15 protein-coding genes are annotated in these 17,040 nt (G+C 65.1%); 8 read left to right on the top strand and 7 right to left on the bottom strand.

Annotated features, from left to right (window positions below):
- Positions 1-2: 2 nt before the first annotated feature.
- Positions 3-617 carry a CDP-diacylglycerol--serine O-phosphatidyltransferase gene (gene pssA, locus QCE58_RS18240; RefSeq protein ID WP_033535860.1) on the bottom strand — a complete coding sequence of 205 codons (615 nt, stop codon included), beginning with the start codon at positions 615-617 and terminating at the stop codon, positions 3-5.
- Between the two features lie 161 nt (positions 618-778).
- On the opposite strand from pssA, the gene QCE58_RS18235 reads away from it, so the two are divergent.
- The gene (locus QCE58_RS18235; RefSeq protein WP_008347363.1) at positions 779-1,594 is read left to right on the top strand and encodes a cytochrome c; all 816 of its coding nucleotides are present in this window, start codon (positions 779-781) and stop codon (positions 1,592-1,594) included.
- Positions 1,595-1,603: 9 nt separating this feature from the next.
- On the opposite strand, the gene QCE58_RS18230 is transcribed toward QCE58_RS18235, so the two are convergent.
- The gene (locus QCE58_RS18230; RefSeq protein ID WP_250522165.1) at positions 1,604-2,428 is read right to left on the bottom strand and encodes an oxaloacetate decarboxylase; all 825 of its coding nucleotides are present in this window, start codon (positions 2,426-2,428) and stop codon (positions 1,604-1,606) included.
- Between the two features lie 128 nt (positions 2,429-2,556).
- Here QCE58_RS18230 and QCE58_RS18225 point away from each other — a divergent pair, with 128 nt between their 5' ends.
- A complete protein-coding gene (locus QCE58_RS18225) occupies positions 2,557-3,312 on the top strand; it encodes a hypothetical protein (RefSeq protein ID WP_250522164.1) in 756 nt (251 codons plus the stop codon).
- A gap of 72 nt (positions 3,313-3,384) precedes the next feature.
- On the opposite strand, the gene katG is transcribed toward QCE58_RS18225, so the two are convergent.
- Complete coding sequence (gene katG, locus QCE58_RS18220; protein WP_250458056.1) at positions 3,385-5,649, bottom strand: catalase/peroxidase HPI; 2,265 nt, start codon at positions 5,647-5,649, stop codon at positions 3,385-3,387.
- Positions 5,650-6,045: 396 nt separating this feature from the next.
- Here katG and QCE58_RS18215 point away from each other — a divergent pair, with 396 nt between their 5' ends.
- Both QCE58_RS18215 and QCE58_RS18210 read left to right on the top strand, forming a co-directional pair.
- Positions 6,046-6,405: a DUF6516 family protein gene (locus tag QCE58_RS18215; RefSeq protein ID WP_250522163.1), complete on the top strand. Its 360-nt coding sequence runs from the start codon at positions 6,046-6,048 to the stop codon at positions 6,403-6,405.
- Entirely contained in the window at positions 6,402-6,881 is a 480-nt protein-coding gene (locus tag QCE58_RS18210) for a transcriptional regulator (protein ID WP_250522162.1), read from the top strand. Before QCE58_RS18215 ends, QCE58_RS18210 begins: the two co-directional genes overlap by 4 nt.
- 10 nt (positions 6,882-6,891) lie before the next feature.
- On the opposite strand, the gene fae is transcribed toward QCE58_RS18210, so the two are convergent.
- Positions 6,892-7,425, bottom strand: coding sequence for a formaldehyde-activating enzyme (fae, locus tag QCE58_RS18205; protein ID WP_250522161.1), 534 nt, complete (start codon positions 7,423-7,425; stop codon positions 6,892-6,894).
- A 316-nt stretch (positions 7,426-7,741) separates the two neighbouring features.
- Here fae and QCE58_RS18200 point away from each other — a divergent pair, with 316 nt between their 5' ends.
- Positions 7,742-9,034: an MFS transporter gene (locus QCE58_RS18200; RefSeq protein WP_250522160.1), complete on the top strand. Its 1,293-nt coding sequence runs from the start codon at positions 7,742-7,744 to the stop codon at positions 9,032-9,034.
- Between the two features lie 6 nt (positions 9,035-9,040).
- Here QCE58_RS18200 and QCE58_RS18195 read toward each other — a convergent pair whose 3' ends face one another.
- A complete protein-coding gene (locus QCE58_RS18195) occupies positions 9,041-9,751 on the bottom strand; it encodes a GntR family transcriptional regulator (protein ID WP_008347350.1) in 711 nt (236 codons plus the stop codon).
- Positions 9,752-9,922: 171 nt separating this feature from the next.
- Between QCE58_RS18195 and QCE58_RS18190 the strand changes: the two genes are divergently transcribed.
- Positions 9,923-10,831 carry a TauD/TfdA family dioxygenase gene (locus QCE58_RS18190; protein WP_250437020.1) on the top strand — a complete coding sequence of 303 codons (909 nt, stop codon included), beginning with the start codon at positions 9,923-9,925 and terminating at the stop codon, positions 10,829-10,831.
- 26 nt (positions 10,832-10,857) lie between these two features.
- A complete protein-coding gene (locus QCE58_RS18185) occupies positions 10,858-12,285 on the top strand; it encodes an aldehyde dehydrogenase family protein (RefSeq protein ID WP_250522159.1) in 1,428 nt (475 codons plus the stop codon).
- Positions 12,286-12,345: 60 nt separating this feature from the next.
- Here the strand turns inward: QCE58_RS18185 and QCE58_RS18180 are convergent, their stop codons facing one another.
- The gene (locus QCE58_RS18180; protein WP_250437019.1) at positions 12,346-12,714 is read right to left on the bottom strand and encodes a BON domain-containing protein; all 369 of its coding nucleotides are present in this window, start codon (positions 12,712-12,714) and stop codon (positions 12,346-12,348) included.
- Positions 12,715-12,820: 106 nt separating this feature from the next.
- Positions 12,821-13,933 carry a porin gene (locus tag QCE58_RS18175; RefSeq protein WP_175982025.1) on the bottom strand — a complete coding sequence of 371 codons (1,113 nt, stop codon included), beginning with the start codon at positions 13,931-13,933 and terminating at the stop codon, positions 12,821-12,823.
- 296 nt (positions 13,934-14,229) lie between these two features.
- Here QCE58_RS18175 and QCE58_RS18170 point away from each other — a divergent pair, with 296 nt between their 5' ends.
- Entirely contained in the window at positions 14,230-17,037 is a 2,808-nt protein-coding gene (locus QCE58_RS18170; protein WP_250522158.1) for a LuxR C-terminal-related transcriptional regulator, read from the top strand.
- Positions 17,038-17,040 lie beyond the last annotated feature (3 nt).

Below are 17,040 nucleotides of genomic sequence, written 5' to 3'. Positions count from 1 at the left end.
CCTCACGGCTTGGGAATGCGGATGCGGCTGATCATCAGCGAGCCGGAGATCGCGTAGATCAGCACGAGCGGATGCAGCGTGAAGCCGCCGAGACGCACCGTGCCGAGCCACATGCTTTCGCCGATCGCGCCGGACCACGCGCCGATGGTCAGCAGCAGCACGATGAGAAACGATGTGGGAATGGGCGTGCCTTCGAAGTGCGTGACCTTGCCGCTTGCGCCCGACATCTCTTCGGTCGTGACGTTGTAGCGCGCGAGCCGCGACACGCCGCACGCGACGAAATAGGCCAGGATCACGCGGTCGTAGAGGCCGCGCATGCCGAACCCATAGCCGATGATCGCCGGCGCGACGCCGAACGAGATCACATCGGCCAGCGAGTCCAGCTCCTTGCCCAAGAGCGACGCCTTCTGACGCCAGCGCGCGATGCGGCCGTCGAGCACGTCGAACACGAGCGCCGCGAACACGAGCGCGCAAGCGAGATAGATATGCAGCACATCGGAGTCGTCGAGATAGGACATCGACGAGAAAAGCGCGCCCGTGCCGCACACCGCGTTGCCCAGCGTGAACCAGTCGGCCAGATGGAAATCGCGGATCATCGAGAATCGTTTGGCTTTCATTCGTTTCTGTTTTCGTGACGTTCGGGCAGCGCCGATGGCCAGCGCCGCGAGACTTTCAAGTCTATCATCGCGCCCTCTTTCCCTTAGCACTCCGCATGCCACGCATCGTGGCAAACGGCGTGAGGCAGTATCATCACCGCACGCAAAGGAGGACCGCGACGATGATGTTCAAACGCGCCCTGGCGCTCGCGAGCCTGATGCTCGCCTGCGCGTCATCGATGGCCGCATCGCTCACGATCAACGTCGGCGGCGAGCGCTCGCTCACGGCCGATCAATTGCTCGCGCGCCCGGATGCCGCGATCATCCGCGTGCCGAACGACGTCACGTTTCATCGCAGCATGACGTATCGCGCCGTGCCCTTGCGCGCGCTGCTCGGCATCACGGAACTGCCCGCGGGCAAGGAGCTTCAGGTCACGGCCACCGACGGATTCGTCACGCACTTTTCCGCGAAGCTGCTGTTCGGCGATGCGAAGAAGCGCGCCGAACCGTGGCTCGCGATCGAGCCGGCGGACGACCCTTGGCCACAGGTGCCGGGCAGCGGCGATGTCGGTCCGTTCTATGTCGTGTGGATCGATCCGGCCGCGTCGGGCGTCACGAGCGAGCAGTGGCCGTTCAAGGTCGACGCGATTCGCATTGCGCCGACGCTCGCCGCGCGCTTCCCGCAGATCGCCGTCGACAAGAGCGTGCCCGCCAATTCGCCGATACGTCGCGGCATGACCGTCTTCACGACGCAATGCATGGTCTGCCACAAGCTGAACGGCGCGGGCGATGCGTCGGTCGGCCCGGACCTGAATCGTCCGCATAATCCGACCGAATATTTTCAGCCGTGGGCGCTGAAGGGGTACATCCGCGATCCGAAGTCGATTCGCGCGTGGGCCGACATGAAGATGCCCGGCTTCGACAAGAACGCGATCAGCGATAGCGATCTCGATGCGGTCATCGCGTATCTCGGCTACATGGCGAAGCGCAAGAAGTAGCCGGGTACGTTACGCGCGCGCGTCGAAAATCGCGTTGAGATCGTTGCCCGCCGCGGCGTCCTTGAACCCGTCGAAGCGGCCATCGACAAGTCCTTGCGCCGCGCGCATGAACCCGCCCCACGCGACGCGCGCAAGCCCTCCGCCGACGCTCACGCGCCGCACGCCGAGCGCGGCGACGTCGCTCAGCGTGAACTCGGACACGCCGCCGATCAGCAGATTCACCGGCTTCGGCGCGACCGCCTTCACGACAGCTTCGATCTGCTCGCGCGTCTTGATGCCGGGCGCGTAGAGGCAATCGGCGCCGGCATCGGAATACGCCTTGAGACGCGCGATGGCATCGTCGATATCGGGCTTGCCCGCGAAGAAGTTTTCCGCGCGGCCGACGAGCAAGGTGTCGCCGCCGCTTGCGTCGATCGCGCGCCGCGCCGCCTTCATGCGCGCCACGGCGACATCGAGCGCAAAGAGCGGCGCGGATGCGTCGCCGGTCGAATCCTCGATCGACAAGCCCGCGACGCCCGCCTCCACCGCGAGCATCACGCTTTGAGCCACTTCGTCGGGCGTCGCGCCGAAGCCGCTTTCGAAGTCGGCGTTCACGGGCAAATCCGTCGCCTCGACGATTACGCGCAGATGAGCGAGCACGGCGTCGCGCTGCATGTGATTGTCCGCATGACCTTTGGACCATGCGAAGCCCGAGCTCGTCGTCGCGAGCGCCTTGAAGCCGAGCGTCGCGAGATAGCGGGCGGAACCGACGTCCCAGGGATTCGGCAACATGAAGCAGCCGGATTCGTGCAGCGCGCGAAAAGCGGCGCGTTTCTCGGCGTCAGTGCGGGGCATGGCGTGGCTCCTTGTGGATGAACGGGTCGGAAGGTCGACGATACGCGAAGGGGCGAAATGGTGCTCGTACTAAGCCTCTCCTAAGCCCCTACCCCTACGCTCGAGTCTTTCCTCGCATGAGAGACGACATGGAGCGAACAGAAAATGCACTCGCCAAGGTCCCCGAACTGACCCTGGCGTTCTGGATCATCAAGATAGCGGCGACGACGCTCGGCGAAACCGGCGGCGACGCACTCTCGATGTCGATGAACCTCGGCTATCTGGTGAGCACGTTCATCTTCGCGGCCGTGTTCGTCGTCGCGGTGATTGCGCAAGTCAAGGCGGAGCGATTCCAGCCCGCGCTCTACTGGATCACGATCATCGCGACGACGACCGTCGGCACCACGCTCGCCGACTTCGCGGACCGCTCGGTCGGCATCGGCTATGCAGGCGGAAGCGCGATCTTGCTTGCGTTGCTGATCGCATCGCTCGCGGTGTGGCATCGTGCGATGGGATCGGTCTCGGTATCGACGATCGCATCGCCGAAAGCGGAAGCCTTCTACTGGGTCACGATCATGTTCTCGCAGACCCTCGGCACCGCGCTCGGCGACTGGACCGCCGACACCGCGGGCTTCGGCTACACGGGCGCCGCGACGATCTTCGGCGGCGCGCTGTTGCTGATCGTGCTCGCGTATCGGTTCACGAACGTTTCGCGCACCCTGCTGTTCTGGAGCGCGTTCATCCTGACGCGGCCGCTCGGCGCCGTAGTCGGCGATTTTCTCGACAAGCCGGTCGCGAACGGCGGTCTCGCGATGAGCCGCTACGGCGCGTCGATCGCGCTCGCGATGTTCATCGTCGTGTGCGGATTTCTCTTCAAGCAGCGGCCCGCGCGCGTCGCGCATTGAAGCGCGTTGCAAGAAGAAACGGCGGCCCCGAAGGACCGCCGCGTTGCCTGCAGCTTCTACGAGCCTGGCCGCTTACTTCTTCAGATCGAAGCGGTCGAGGTTCATCACCTTCGTCCACGCCGCGACGAAGTCGCTGACGAACTTCTCCTTCGCATCGCTGCTCGCATAGACTTCGGCGAGCGCGCGCAGCACCGAATGCGAGCCGAAGATCAGATCGACGCGGCTGGCGGTCCACTTGCGCTGCCCCGACTTGCGATCGCGCCCTTCGAACACATCGCGGCGCGACGACATCGGCAACCACTCCGTATTCATGTCGAGCAGGTTGACGAAGAAGTCGTTCGTCAACGTTTCGGGCTTGTCGGTGAAGACGCCGTGCGCGTTGTCTGCGGCGGTCACGTTGAGCGCGCGCAAACCGCCGATGAGCGCTGTCATCTCCGGCGCGGTCAGCGTCAGCAATTGCGCCTTGTCGATCAAAAGCGTCTCGACGGGCACGCGCACGTTCGACTTGACGAAGTTGCGGAAGCCATCGGCGACCGGTTCGAGCGCCGAGACCGAGAGCACGTCTGTCTTGTCCTGCGACGCGTCCATGCGGCCCGGCGTGAACGGCACCGTGACCGTGTGGCCCGCCTTCTCCGCCGCCTTCTCGATCGCCGCGTTGCCCGCCAGCACGATCAGATCGGCCATCGAGATCTTCTTGCCGCCCACTTGCGCGCCGTTGAATTCTTTCTGGATGCCTTCGAGCGTCGACAAGACCTTGCCGAGCTGTTCAGGCCTGTTCGCCTCCCAGTCCTTCTGCGGAGCGAGACGAATGCGCGCACCGTTCGCGCCGCCGCGCTTGTCGGAGCCCCGGAACGTCGATGCCGATGCCCACGCCGCCGACACCAGATCGGTAATCGACAACCCCGACGCCAGCACCTTCTGCTTGAGCCCCGCGACATCCTGATCACCGACGAGCGGATGATCCACCGCCGGAATCGGGTCTTGCCACAGCAGTTCTTCCTCCGGCACTTCCGGCCCGAGATAGCGAGCCTTCGGACCCATGTCGCGATGCGTCAGCTTGAACCACGCGCGGGCGAAGGCGTCGGCGAACTGGTCTGGATTCTCCCAGAAGCGCTTGGAAATCTTCGCGTATTCCGGATCGAAGCGCAGCGACAGGTCCGTCGTCAGCATCGTCGGCCTGATCTTCTTCGACGGGTCGTGCGCGTGCGGGATGGTTTCCGTCGAATCCTTCGCGATCCACTGATTCGCGCCCGCGGGACTCTTCGTCAGTTCCCACTCGTAACCGAAAAGGTTCTCCCAGAATCCCTGGCCCCACTTCGTCGGCGTCGTGGTCCAGGTGACTTCGAGGCCGCTCGTGATCGTGTCCGCGCCCTTCCCGCTGCCGTAGCTGTTCTTCCAGCCGAGGCCCATGTTTTCCAGATCCGCCGATTCCGGCTCCGGACCGACGTTATCGGAAGGCCCCGCGCCGTGCGTCTTGCCGAACGTATGGCCGCCGGCGATCAGCGCGACGGTTTCTTCGTCGTTCATCGCCATGCGGGCGAAAGTCTCGCGGATGTCATGCGCCGCCGCGAGCGGATCGGGATTGCCGTCCGGGCCTTCCGGATTGACATAGATCAGGCCCATCTGCACCGCGCCCAGCGGATTCTCCAGATTGCGGCCGCCGTCGGTGCGGCTGACTTCTTCGCCGTGCTTCTGTTCGTCGGCGGTGATGACGCCCTGATCTTCATCGTTGCCGGCCGCGCCCTTGCCGTAGCGGACATCGCCGCCGAGCCAGGTCTTTTCATTGCCCCAGTAGACGTCCTGATCCGGCTCCCATGTGTCTTCGCGTCCGCCCGCGAAGCCGAACGTCTTGAAGCCCATCGTTTCCAGCGCGACGTTGCCGGCGAGGATGATCAGATCGGCCCATGAAAGATTCTGTCCGTATTTCTGCTTGACGGGCCAGAGCAGGCGGCGCGCCTTGTCGAGGCTGACGTTGTCCGGCCAGCTATTGAGCGGCGCGAAACGTTGCTGGCCGCGTCCGCCGCCTCCCCTGCCATCGCCGATGCGATACGTGCCCGCGCTATGCCACGCCATCCGGATGAACAGCGGACCGTAGTGGCCGAAGTCGGCAGGCCACCATTCCTGCGAATCGGTCATGACCTCCGCGAGATCTTTCTTGACCGCGGCGAGATCGAGGCTCTTGAATGCTTCGGCATAGTCGAAACCCGAGCCGAGCGGATTCGACTTGTCGGAATGCTGACTCAGCAGATCTACCCGCAGTTGCCGCGGCCACCAGTCACGGATGGTCGTTCCGGTGCCGGCGGCATGCGTAAACGGGCACTTCGATTCGTTTGACATGCGTTATCTCCTTGCGAGGACGTACCCACTAGTACTAGTTCTTGTGCTACTGACTACCATGGCGTCAGATCCATGCGAGGCGCTGCACGAACCTGGTCCGATAAGGGATTTCGCGGCGTGCATCGGGCGATGCGTGGTTCATCCCGACAGCCTTGTGCAACTTAAAAAATACGTGAGAGCAGCGCTCAATAGAATGCGATTTTTGCAATGCCGCCGATAGGTGACGGCTATAAGGCGGTGGCGCGTTCTTGTCGCGCGGGCATGTTGCAGTGCGGAATCGCGGGCGGCGCGTCTGACTTCTTTTCGTCATGAAAGCGCGCAGCTCAACGCGCGTGTCAGTCTAGCAGCGTCTCGCGAGCTTGGCAGCGAAGGTGTGTCAAGTCGTCCGTTCGGGGAATGGCGGGCGGCGGCCGGGTGTTGGAGCATTTGACAACACACTATGGCGTTGTCAGAGTGTCCAACAGAAACGCTCCGCTCGTCCCGGGTGCGCGAGAGGAGCTGCCTTCCGGTGGTTTCGTCGAACTAACGATATGGCATGTCCATGAGCCTGTTCCGGGATGCACACATTCATATAAATACAGGCTTGCGTATGTCGTCGCTGGCGAGTGCGTGCTGCGTTACGACAACGAGCGAGGCAAAGGCGATCACCGTCACTTCGCGAACGTCGAGACACTTTATGAATTTACGTCGGTCGAGCAGTTATGCGCCGACTTCTTCACGAATGTGCAAGTCTGGAACAGATGGAGCTCAAGATGATGAAGACCGTCACGATCGGCATCGCGTCGCTGGAAGAGTTCAGCGAGCGCGTTCTTGCCACGGTCAAGAGCGGCAAGTTCCCAGGAAGGTTCTTCTCCTACGCCACGCCCGAACTCCTCTTCCGCACCTTCACCACGCCCCGCTGGCAAATCATCCGCGCGATGACCGGCGCCGGCCCGATGTCGATCCGCGAGCTGTCGCGCCGGCTTGAACGCGACGTGAAAGGCGTGCATCGCGACGTGCAAGCGCTTCTCGAAGCCGGCTTGCTGGAACACGACGAGCACGGCGCCATCGCGTTTCCGTACGACACCGTGCGCGTCAACTTCACCTTGAAAGCGGCCGATCTCGCGCCGCCCGCCGCGCAGCACAAATCCGCCGGCACCGCCATCGGCGAAGATTGCGCACCGTCGCCGCGCAGCCCGCGTCGGCGAGCGGCGCCACGAAAGCGCGAGCCGCGTCCGGCGGGAAACCGCTGAACCGTGGAATTCAGCTCCAGTCGTCCATGTCGTGCTTGATCGTGTGGCGATTCGCGATGAGTTCCTCCACGCTCGGCTCGTTGCTCATGGCGCGCTGAATGGCGAGCTTGGTCGCTTCGTAATTCGTGCGGTACATGTCCTTCTTGTCGATGTTCGCGTCCGTCGCGCAACGCGGATCGATCCACACCAGACTGATGATGCACAAATCGTTCGCCTGATCCTTCGGCAGGATGCCTTCTATCAGGCAATCGACGACCGCATCGGCGGTTGCCGACTGCATCACGCCGCCGAACAGATCGATGTTCGCCATGTCCTTCAGCGTCACTTTCGGCACGATCATCGTCGCCGGGCGCACCATCTGATTGCACGCGCGTATCGCGAACATCGCCGTGTGTCCTTTCGATTGCGCCATCATGTTGGCGAACGCGTGGCCGACCGGCCCGTCGACGCGGCCGATGAGAATTTCGGGCATCGCGTCGGTCGCTTGTCCCGGCGCCGCCAGCACGGTTGCTTCGCCTGCGCGGAAGGTCAGATCCAGACTCATGAGCACTCTCCTTTCAGGGCTGAACGATGGTTCGATAGTCCGAAGGAAGAACCGTTTGCAAGGACGATGCCATCCGCGTGATGCCAGGCGCGCCGGCAATCCAGGCAACGAGGCGGCGAACAGTCTGCGCCCGCCGCGTGACACACTGTGCGAGACGGCGTTTTCCCTGTCCTCCCTGTTTCGGGTGGGGGTGCGGTTCGTCACGCGCACTTAACGTGGCGACGTGCAGCTTGCACTCCGCGCGAGCGCGCGCGGCGAAACCTACAACGCACCCCGCGGCCCGAACGGGCGCCGCATTTTTGAGCCGATCCGACCCATGAACTCACTCGACGGTTACAGGCCACGCGCGGCGTGGTTGACGACGCTGATGCTGACGGCGCTTGCCCTCATCAATTTCCTCGACAAGATCGTGCTCGGCATGGTGGCCGTGCCGCTGATGCGCGATCTGAACCTGTCGCCGGCGCAATTCGGCGTCGTCGCGGGAAGCTTCTTCTGGCTGTTCGCCGTATCGACGGTGCTGGTCGGCTTTCTGTCGAACCGCATCCAGACCCGCTGGCTGCTGCTCGCGATGGGCGTCATGTGGGCCGTGCTGCAGATTCCGCAGGCGCTCTTCAGCAGCATGGCCGCGTTTCTCCTGAGCCGCATGGTGCTCGGCGCGGCGGAAGGCCCGTTCTATCCCGTTTCCGTACACGCGCTCTACAAATGGTTTCCCGACGAAAAGCGCAACATGCCGGTCGCCTTGCTCAATCAGGGCGCGATGGTCGGCCTGCTGCTCGCGGGCCTGCTCATTCCGGTGATCACGCATCACTGGGGCTGGCGCATGAACTTCATCCTGCTCGGCATCGTCGGCGCGTTGTGGAGCGTCGTGTGGCTGTTCGTCGGACGCGAGGGCAATCTTGCGCGGCGTCCGCGCGGCAACGCCAGTGCCGACGCCGCGCTTCAGAAAGTGCCGTATCGCAAGCTCCTGAGCAATCCGACCGTCCTCAGCGTGTTCATGCTCGGTTTCGCCGCTTACTGGATGCTCGGCGCCAACACGACCTGGCTGATGAGTTACCTCGAAAAAGCGCTCGGCTTCTCCGGCATCGCGTCCGGACGCTGCTTCGCGCTCGTGATCGCCACCGCGGCGCCGTTCAGCCTCGGGCTCAGTTGGCTGTCGCAGCGCATGCTCGCTCGCGGGGCGTCGTCTCGCAGCGCACGCGTGCGTTTGCTGTGCGCCGCGTTCGCGATATCCGCGTGCCTTTTCTTCGCGCTGATGCTGCCGGGCCTCAGCTCCGCGCAGAAGGTCGCCGTGTTCGCGGTGGCCGGCGCGCTGCCGGCCGTGTGTTTCGCGCTCGCGCCCGCCGTGCTGTCCGAAGTCGTGCCGGATGCGCAGCGCGGCGCGCTCATCGGCATCCACACCGCGCTCGCGAGCACGGGCGCGGCGATCGCGCCGATGGTCATCGGCCGCATCGTGCAGGCGCACGGCAGCACGAGTGCCCACGCCTACGAACTGGGCTTCGCGACGACCGCCGCCATGCTGATCGTCGCCACGCTCATCGCGCTGCGCTGGATGCATCCGGATCGCGCGCCGCGCGCTTCGACCGAGCCGGTCGCGACGAGCGCCGCCTGAGCGCGGCTAGCGCGACACCTTCGCCTTGTACGCGAAGCGGTCGCCGCGAAACAGCAGTTCGGCGCAGCACAGCGCCTTGCCCTGAATGTCGAAAGGCGTGCACCGGACGCGAAGAAGCGGCGCGCCCGGATCCACCTTCAGCCGCCGCGCGTGCTCTTTCGTGGCGGCGATCGCGGCGCTCTCGGTTTCCAGATGCTTCAGCCGATAACCGAGGCGTTCTTCGAGAATGCTCGTGACGTCGTTCGTTTCGAGGTCTTCGGCGACGAGTGCGTCCATGAGCGCCGGGTCGGCCATCACCATGAACATGGCGACGGGCGCGGCGTCCCACAGACGCAAGGTCGTCGCGCAGACGAGCGTGTCGCCTTCGCTTAAGCCGAGCGCTTCCATCGCGAACGGCGGCGGCGTGATCGTCCGCACCGACAGCAGTTCGCCGTTGGCCGTCTGGCCGCGCTTGCGCGCCGCTTCGTAGAAACCGGTCAGTTGTCCGAGATCCGAGCGCTCCGACGGACGCGTGACGAAACTTCCCTTCCCGTTGATCTTCTCGATCAACCCGCTCGCATGCAGCCCGGCGAGCGCCTGCCGGATCGTGATGCGGCTCGCGCCATATTGTTCGACGAGTTCCGCTTCCGACGGCAGCTTGACGCCCGGCGCGAGATCGTTGGCGATGATCTGCTGCCGCAACGCTTCTTCGATCTGCCTGAAACGAGTTTGTGTCATGGCGCCCTTTTATCTTGTCCGGTGGATCGAAACACTGACGGCGATTGTAGCTGTCATGACAGGCTACGGGTTTTAACCGGTACACCTGTTATGACAGGTTGTGCGACCATGCTCGCGAGCATCGCGGCTCGGGCGCCTGTTTTGGCGACGCCGCATCAACGGGAGATCGACATGCAGCAAGCCGGTTCGACCATCGAAGCACGCACTTCCGATTCGGCTCCAGGCGAAATCTGGCCGTTCACCGTCACGCAGGCCACGCCCGCGATCGGCGCTTACGTGAGCGACATCGACCTGCGCCAGCCGCTCGACGAGCCGACGTATCTCGCGCTGCGCCGCGCGCTGATCCGCTACAAGGTGCTGTTCTTCCGCGATCAGGACATTACGCCCGCGCAGCACGTCGCGCTCGGGCAGCGGTTCGGCAAGCTGGAAGTGCATCCCGTCATCGCGCATCATCCCGATCATCCGGAGCTCGTCGTCTTCGACAAGTCCGACAAGAAGCGCGGCCGCGAAAACATCTATCACAGCGATGTTTCGTGGCGCGAAGTGCCGTCGATGGGCTCGATCCTGCGTTGCGTCGAATGTCCGCCAACCGGCGGCGACACCATCTGGGTGAACATGGCGCTCGCCTACGAGAACCTGCCCGCCGAAGTCAAAGCGCGTCTCGAGGGCCTCATCGCCGTGCACGATCTGATGCCGCTCTTCGGCTCGATGCTGCCGCCCGAACAGCGCATCACCGTGCGCGCGCAAAACCCGGCCGTCACGCATCCGGTGGTCCGCACGCATCCCGAATCCGGCGAGAAGCTGCTCTTCGTCAACGAGGCATTCACGACGCATTTCTCCAACTACGCGGAGATCGCGGGCTATCGCTTCGGCTTCGATCTCAAGCTGGCCGAAATGGACCTCCTTCAGTATCTGTTCCGGCAAGCGGCCGCGCCGGAATATCAAGCGCGCCTGAAATGGGAGCCGCACACGATCGCCTTCTGGGACAACCGCGCCACGCAGCACTATGCCGTTCAGGACTACTATCCCGCCGTGCGCCGCATGATGCGCGCGACGATCATCGGTGAGCGCCCGGTCTGAGCGCGTCATCACGCAATGGAGAAACCGTGAAAGAGTTGAACAAGTTCTATATCGGCGGACGTTGGGTCGAGCCGGCCGCCGGCGCGCATTTCGCCGACATCGTCAATCCCGCGACGGAAGACGTCATCGGCCGCGTGGCGATGGGCACGAGCGCCGACGTCGACGCCGCGGTCGCAGCGGCGCGCGCCGCGTTTCCCGCGTGGTCGCGCACGAGCGTCGCGACGCGCGCGGCGTTGCTGAGCCGCGTCATGACGCTGTACAAGGAACGCATGGGCGCGCTCGCCGACGCGATCACCACGGAAATGGGCGCGCCCGCATGGCTCGCGCGCGAGAAGCAGGCGCCCGCCGGACTCGGCCAGTTTCACGGCACGCTGACCGCGCTGCAGGACTTCCCGTTCGTCGCCACGCGCGGACGCACGCAGATCGTGCGCGAGGCGATCGGCGTGGCGGCGCTCATCACGCCGTGGAACTGGCCGCTCAATCAGATCGCGGCGAAAGTCGCGCCCGCGCTTGCGGCGGGCTGCACCATCGTGTTGAAGCCATCGGAAATCACGCCGCTCGACGCCGAGCTTTTCGCGCAGATTCTCCACGACGCGGGCGTGCCAGCCGGCGTGTTCAACATGATTTACGGCGATGGCGCCGACATCGGCGGGGCGCTCGCGAGCCATCGCGGTGTCGATATGGTGTCGATCACCGGATCGACGCGCGCGGGTGTCGATGTCGCGATGAAAGCGGCGCCGACCGTGAAGCGCGTCACGCAGGAGCTGGGCGGCAAGTCGCCGAACCTGATCCTCGACGACGCCGATCTGAAGAGCGCCGTATCGAACGGCGTGATCTCCTGCATGCTCAACTCCGGCCAGACGTGCATCGCGCCGACGCGCATGCTGGTGCCGAAGCGTCTGCACGACCACGCCGTTGCAATCGCTGCCGCGACCGCGAACGCGCTGACGGTCGGCGATCCGGCGCATCCCGATACCAAACTCGGCCCGATCTCGAATCGGCGTCAGTACGAGCGCGTGCAGCAGATGATCCAGCGCGGCATCGACGAAGGCGCGACGCTCGCAGCCGGCGGCCCCGGCCGGCCCGATACGCTCACGCGCGGCTTCTACGCGCGCCCGACCGTGTTCGCCAACGTGCGCAACGACATGAGCATTGCGCGCGAGGAAATTTTCGGTCCGGTCGTCGTGATGATTCCGTATTCGAGCGAAGACGAAGCCATCGACATCGCCAACGATACCGACTTCGGTCTCGCCGCCTACGTGTCGTCATCCGACGCGGCGCGCGCGCGTCGCGTCGCGGATCATCTGCGCGCGGGGGCGGTGATGCTCAACGGCGCGACGCTCGACCTGAACGCGCCTTTCGGCGGCTACAAGACATCCGGCAACGGTCGCGAGTTCGGCGAGCACGGTTTGTCCGAGTTCCTCGAAACGAAGTCGATCGCCGGCTGCGCGTAATGCAAACGCCCCGCGTCGGCGCAAACCGGCGCGGGGCCATGAAGGAACGTTCAAGCGCTATCAGAATGTCGAGAGCGTCAGCGTGTTGCGCACCGTTTTCACGCCCGGCACGCCCTGCGCCACGCGCGTCGCCTGCTCGATCTGCGCGACTTCGGGAACCCAGCCTTCGAGCAGCACGTCGCCGTCGGTGGCGCGCACAGTGATGCCGGCCGCGCGCATTCCCTTTGCGTCGGCGAGCGCGGTGAGGATCTTCCGGCGCAGCGCGCGATCCGCCGCTTTCGACGAAGTCTTGCCGCCAGTCGCCGCCGATGCCATCGCCGGCGCGGACGCGCTCACGGGCGCCGACGCGCCGCTCTGCGCGTTGCCATAAAACGATGCGCTGACGGCGGCGACGCCGATCATCAGCTTTGCAGTTCGAAGTAATTTCATAGTGTGATTTGCCGCCATGTTTGTTGTAACGATGCTCGATGCGATGAATGCCGAACGGCGCACTCCGCCGCGCCCGCAGGTTCGGACGAAGCGCGCCCGCTGTCAATCAGAAGCGATGCGACATGCCGACGCCGACGAGCGTCTGATTTTCGCCCGCGGTCGTCGTGTAGCCGGGCCAGGCGGTCGTCGCGAGGCCGTTGTTCTTCATGAAGCCCGCGCGCGCATAAAGGGTCGTGCGCTTCGAGAGGCTATGATCCGCGCCGACCTGCACGCCCCAGGTGTTGTCATGCACGCCGCGCGCGAGGCGCTGAAAGCCGGCGATTTCGATGGCGTCGGCGGGCGTCGCCTGAATCGTCGCGCCGATTTCCGCGACGCTGAACGGATGCGCCGCGTTCAGCCGCGCCGCGACGGAACCCGCGGCCGGATTCTCCGGCTTGTGATACGTGTAGTTGGCCTGCAGATTCACGATGCCGATGCGATACGCGAGCGCCGCCGTGTAATGCTCGACGGACACCGTGTTCACCGCAGCCGGCAATCCCGGCAAGGTCTTCGATCCGGGATGCTGGAACTGATACGACACGCCTGCGTACAGCCCGTAACCGGAGTACGTGGCGGCCACATCGAGCATGTTGCCCGTGCTCTGCGGATACGGCTGCGTCACGGACGCCGCGAGCGCATACATGCCCCAAAGCTGGAATCCGCTGAGATTCGGCGACTTGTAGACGATCGCATTGCTCGAACGGCCGCCGCCCGTCTGCGTGGCGATCGTGTTTCGGTCGATGGAATTCGCCGATGCCGCGAGCGGCGAGAGCACTTCGTTCGCGCGAAACGGATCGGTCGGATAGAGCGACCAGAACGTCGGCTGATACTGCCGGCCGAACGTCAGCGAGCCGTACTTTTCGTGCGACAGGCCGACCCACGCCTGACGATAGAACATCACCGAGGAATCGGCGAAAGCGGTGCCGTTGTTGATGTTGAAGCCGCTCTCCAGCGTGAACACGGCCTTCAGGCCGCTGCCGAGATCTTCGCTGCCCTTCAGGCCGACCATCGAACCGCTGTTGCCGCCGCTTCGCATCGACCAGGAATGCTGGCCGCCGTTGTCGTACCACTGAAAGAATGCGTCCGCGACGCCGTAAAGCGTGACGCTGGACTGGGCCGCCGCGCCGCTCGCCACGACCGCAAGGGCCGCACCGGCAACGCTCTTCCTGACGATACACATAGCTGTCTCCTCGTTATGGGTTTTTGGTCTCCCCGGCGCGTTTGTCCGATGCACGCGACGCACGCCGACGCCCCTCCGATCCCGTCCGATTCAGTGTTGCAGGGCGTCTTCGCGTCACCACTACCCGAATCGAGTAGGCGCGGGAATACCCCAGTTCGTTCGTCGAGCGAACCATTGCCGTACTCCGATAGTTCCCGCGCCGGACTACGCGTGTTCCCTAGCGGGCACGGCGCGTCGTGAACGCTAGAATCGCCGGCATCGGAGTTTTGTCCCACCTTGAAAGACGCAGGTGCTTGATGACTGAAACGATCCTCCTTCGCTATCCGAATCATTCCGATGACGACACCGCGCGGGCATCCGCGTCCGATCCGGCCTGCGCATCGCCGCGCATATCGACGCGCATCGTGGGCCGCGAGCGGCTCGTCGCGCAGCTCGTCGAAGCGCGGCGCAAGCGCTGCATCGTGATGCAAGGCCCGGCGGGCTACGGCAAGACGACCGCGCTCATCGCGTGGCGCGAGGCGCTTTATCCGCTCGCGTTTCAGGTCGCGTGGCTCACGCTGTCCGATGAAACCGACGACCTCGCCCGGTTCCTCGACGCACTGGCCGCGAGCCTCGCGCAAGTCGATCCGTCGATCGCCGGCGACGCCGCCCTGCTCGGCGGCCGCGGCCTCGACGACGAAGCGGTCGAACGCACGATCATCGCGCTGGTGCGCGGCATCGCGGGCCGTCAGGGCGATCTCGTGCTCGTGCTCGACGATCTGCATCGGCTGACGGATCGGCGCTGTCATCAATCGCTGCAATGGCTGCTCGATTACGCGCCGCCGAATCTGCATGTCGCGATCGCGTCGCGCGGCGCGATTCCGCTGTCCGTCGGCCGCATTCGCGACGAAGGTCTGCTGCTCGAACTCGACATGCGCGATCTGCGCTTTTCGATGGCGGAATCGTTCGCGTTTCTCAAATCGCAGCTTCGCGACATCGCCCCGCGCGACGCGCGCCGCATGCACGAAATGACCGATGGCTGGATCGCCGGGCTGCAGCTGATGGTGGTCGGCGCGAAGCGCGGGAACGTCGCGCCGAAGCAGCTCGCGCTCGATGAAGCGTTCGCGGACGCTCCGCTGCTCGACATCCACACGTTCGCGGAGTATTTCGGACGCGAAGTGCTGTCGCGGCTCGCCGCGAGCGAATGCGAGCTGCTCATGCGGATGGCCGTGTGCGAGCGGCTCTGCGCGCCCTTGTGCGTCGCGCTGATCGGCCGCGCGGATCATCCCGACAGCGTGCTCAAGCTGCTCGCCCGTCTGGAAAGCGACAATCTCTTTCTCGCGCCCGCCGGTCAGGATGCACGCAATGTGTGGTATCGCCTGAATCCGCTTTTTCGCGAGACCTTGCTGGAGCGTTTTCGCGCACGCAGCGAGGCGCAGCAGCGGCAAGTGCATCACACGGCATGGCAGTGGTTCCGCAAGCACGATTACGCCGATGAAGCCGTGCGTCACGCCGTGCTCGCCGGCGAACCCGCCGCCGCCGCCGATCTCGTCGCGCAGATCGCGCGCGCCCTGCAGCCGCGCGGCGAACTGCGCCGGATCGTCGCGCTGATGCGTCTCTTGCCGCAAGCCGAGATTCAGGCGCGCGTCGGGCTGCGGCTCTGGATGATCCATCTGCATCTCTACAATCGCGAGTTCGACGCTTGCGCGAGCGAGATCGAACGGCTGCGCGCCGATCTCGCGCACGACGACACGCACTCGCGCTATCGCGTCACGCTGCTGGAAGCCGCGCTCGCGGTCCAGCGCGACGATCTCGACGCCGCCTGCACACTGCTGCCGCAGCTGCGCACGCTGCCGGACGACGCGCAAGGCATCACCATCGGCGCGCACAACAATCTGCTGACCTGGGCGCATACGCTGCGCGGCGAATTCGACGAAGCGCGCCGCGCGCAGACCGACCGCGCGCCCGTGCTCGCGGACGGCACGCCGCTCATGAGCACGTCGGCGGGCGTGCTGAGCGGGCGCGCGCTCGTGGGTTTCGGTCATCTGCTGGAAGGCGATCTGCTGCGCACCGAGCGCGTGTGCCGCGACGTGCTCCACGAGGCCGAACCGCGTGGCAGCGCCGCGGCGGAGGCGTCCGCGCTCGCCGCCGCGCTGCTCGGCGAAGTGCTCTACGAATCCGGCGATGCCGATCAGGCGTGCAAGCTGCTCGAAGAACGTCTCGACGTCATCGAGCGCGTGTCGTTTCCGGATGCGGTGACGAGCGTGCTCACGGTGCTGTCGTCATCGCGCTGGCTCGCGGGTCATCGGCTCGATGCGATCGCGTGTCTCGATCGGCTCGAGGATTACGCCGCGAAGCACGATCTGCGGCGCGCGCTCGCGCATTGCGTCGCGCAGCGCGTCCGGCGCGACTTGCAGGGCGGCCAGTTCGACGCCGCGCACGCGGGCCTCGCGCGGCTCGACGAACTGACCGCGCGCGCCGGCTCGCTCGCGCACGCGGCCGATTTCCGCTTCGTCGCGCAGCAGGCGCACATCGACTGGCGCATGGCGCACGAGGATCACGACGCGGCGGCGCATGCGCTCGCGCCGCTCATCGAACTGTGCCGGGCGCGCGGCTGGCAGCGACGCACCGTGTCTCTGGAAGTGCGCAGGGCTGTCACGGCGCACGTTCGCGGCGACGCGGATTCGGCGCGCCAGGTCATGCTGGACGCCGTGCGCCACGGACATCGCCTGGGCCTCGTGCGCACGCTGCTCGATGCGCATCCCGCCGCGCTGGATCTGATCGGCGCCGCCGTCCGGACCGAACCGCAGGGCGCGGTGTTGCAGTTCTACGCCGATCGTCTGCGCAGCGCGCAAGCGCGCGCGACGGCGAAGCGGCCGGACGCGCCAGGATCAGGCGTGCGCGCCGGCGAGGCGAAGGCGCCGGAAATCCTGAGCGTGCGGGAAACGAAGGTGTTGAGCCTGCTCGCGCAGGCGTTGCCGAACAAGAAGATCGCCCGGACGATGGGCATATCGCCCGAGACGGTCAAATGGCATCTGAAGAACATCTACAGCAAGCTCGGCGTGTCGAGCCGCGACGAAGCCGTCGCGCGCTCGCGGGACCTCGCGCTGAACGACGGCGCGTGATCC

Source organism: Caballeronia sp. LZ028, assembly GCF_031451415.1.
Taxonomy (GTDB): domain Bacteria; phylum Pseudomonadota; class Gammaproteobacteria; order Burkholderiales; family Burkholderiaceae; genus Caballeronia; species Caballeronia zhejiangensis.
Note: the sequence above shows the minus strand (reverse complement) of the source record. Positions and strands in the feature narration are given on the sequence as shown.

What these genes read in the sequence shown, in the direction of transcription:
- pssA (WP_033535860.1), bottom strand. Translation starts at nt 617, where the DNA reads ATGAAAGCCAAACGATTCTCGATGATCCGCGATTTCCATCTGGCCGAC.
- QCE58_RS18235 (WP_008347363.1), top strand. Translation starts at nt 779, where the DNA reads ATGATGTTCAAACGCGCCCTGGCGCTCGCGAGCCTGATGCTCGCCTGC.
- QCE58_RS18230 (WP_250522165.1), bottom strand. Translation starts at nt 2,428, where the DNA reads ATGCCCCGCACTGACGCCGAGAAACGCGCCGCTTTTCGCGCGCTGCAC.
- QCE58_RS18225 (WP_250522164.1), top strand. Translation starts at nt 2,557, where the DNA reads ATGGAGCGAACAGAAAATGCACTCGCCAAGGTCCCCGAACTGACCCTG.
- katG (WP_250458056.1), bottom strand. Translation starts at nt 5,649, where the DNA reads ATGTCAAACGAATCGAAGTGCCCGTTTACGCATGCCGCCGGCACCGGA.
- QCE58_RS18215 (WP_250522163.1), top strand. Translation starts at nt 6,046, where the DNA reads ATGGCGGGCGGCGGCCGGGTGTTGGAGCATTTGACAACACACTATGGC.
- QCE58_RS18210 (WP_250522162.1), top strand. Translation starts at nt 6,402, where the DNA reads ATGATGAAGACCGTCACGATCGGCATCGCGTCGCTGGAAGAGTTCAGC.
- fae (WP_250522161.1), bottom strand. Translation starts at nt 7,425, where the DNA reads ATGAGTCTGGATCTGACCTTCCGCGCAGGCGAAGCAACCGTGCTGGCG.
- QCE58_RS18200 (WP_250522160.1), top strand. Translation starts at nt 7,742, where the DNA reads ATGAACTCACTCGACGGTTACAGGCCACGCGCGGCGTGGTTGACGACG.
- QCE58_RS18195 (WP_008347350.1), bottom strand. Translation starts at nt 9,751, where the DNA reads ATGACACAAACTCGTTTCAGGCAGATCGAAGAAGCGTTGCGGCAGCAG.
- QCE58_RS18190 (WP_250437020.1), top strand. Translation starts at nt 9,923, where the DNA reads ATGCAGCAAGCCGGTTCGACCATCGAAGCACGCACTTCCGATTCGGCT.
- QCE58_RS18180 (WP_250437019.1), bottom strand. Translation starts at nt 12,714, where the DNA reads ATGAAATTACTTCGAACTGCAAAGCTGATGATCGGCGTCGCCGCCGTC.
- QCE58_RS18175 (WP_175982025.1), bottom strand. Translation starts at nt 13,933, where the DNA reads ATGTGTATCGTCAGGAAGAGCGTTGCCGGTGCGGCCCTTGCGGTCGTG.
- QCE58_RS18170 (WP_250522158.1), top strand. Translation starts at nt 14,230, where the DNA reads ATGACTGAAACGATCCTCCTTCGCTATCCGAATCATTCCGATGACGAC.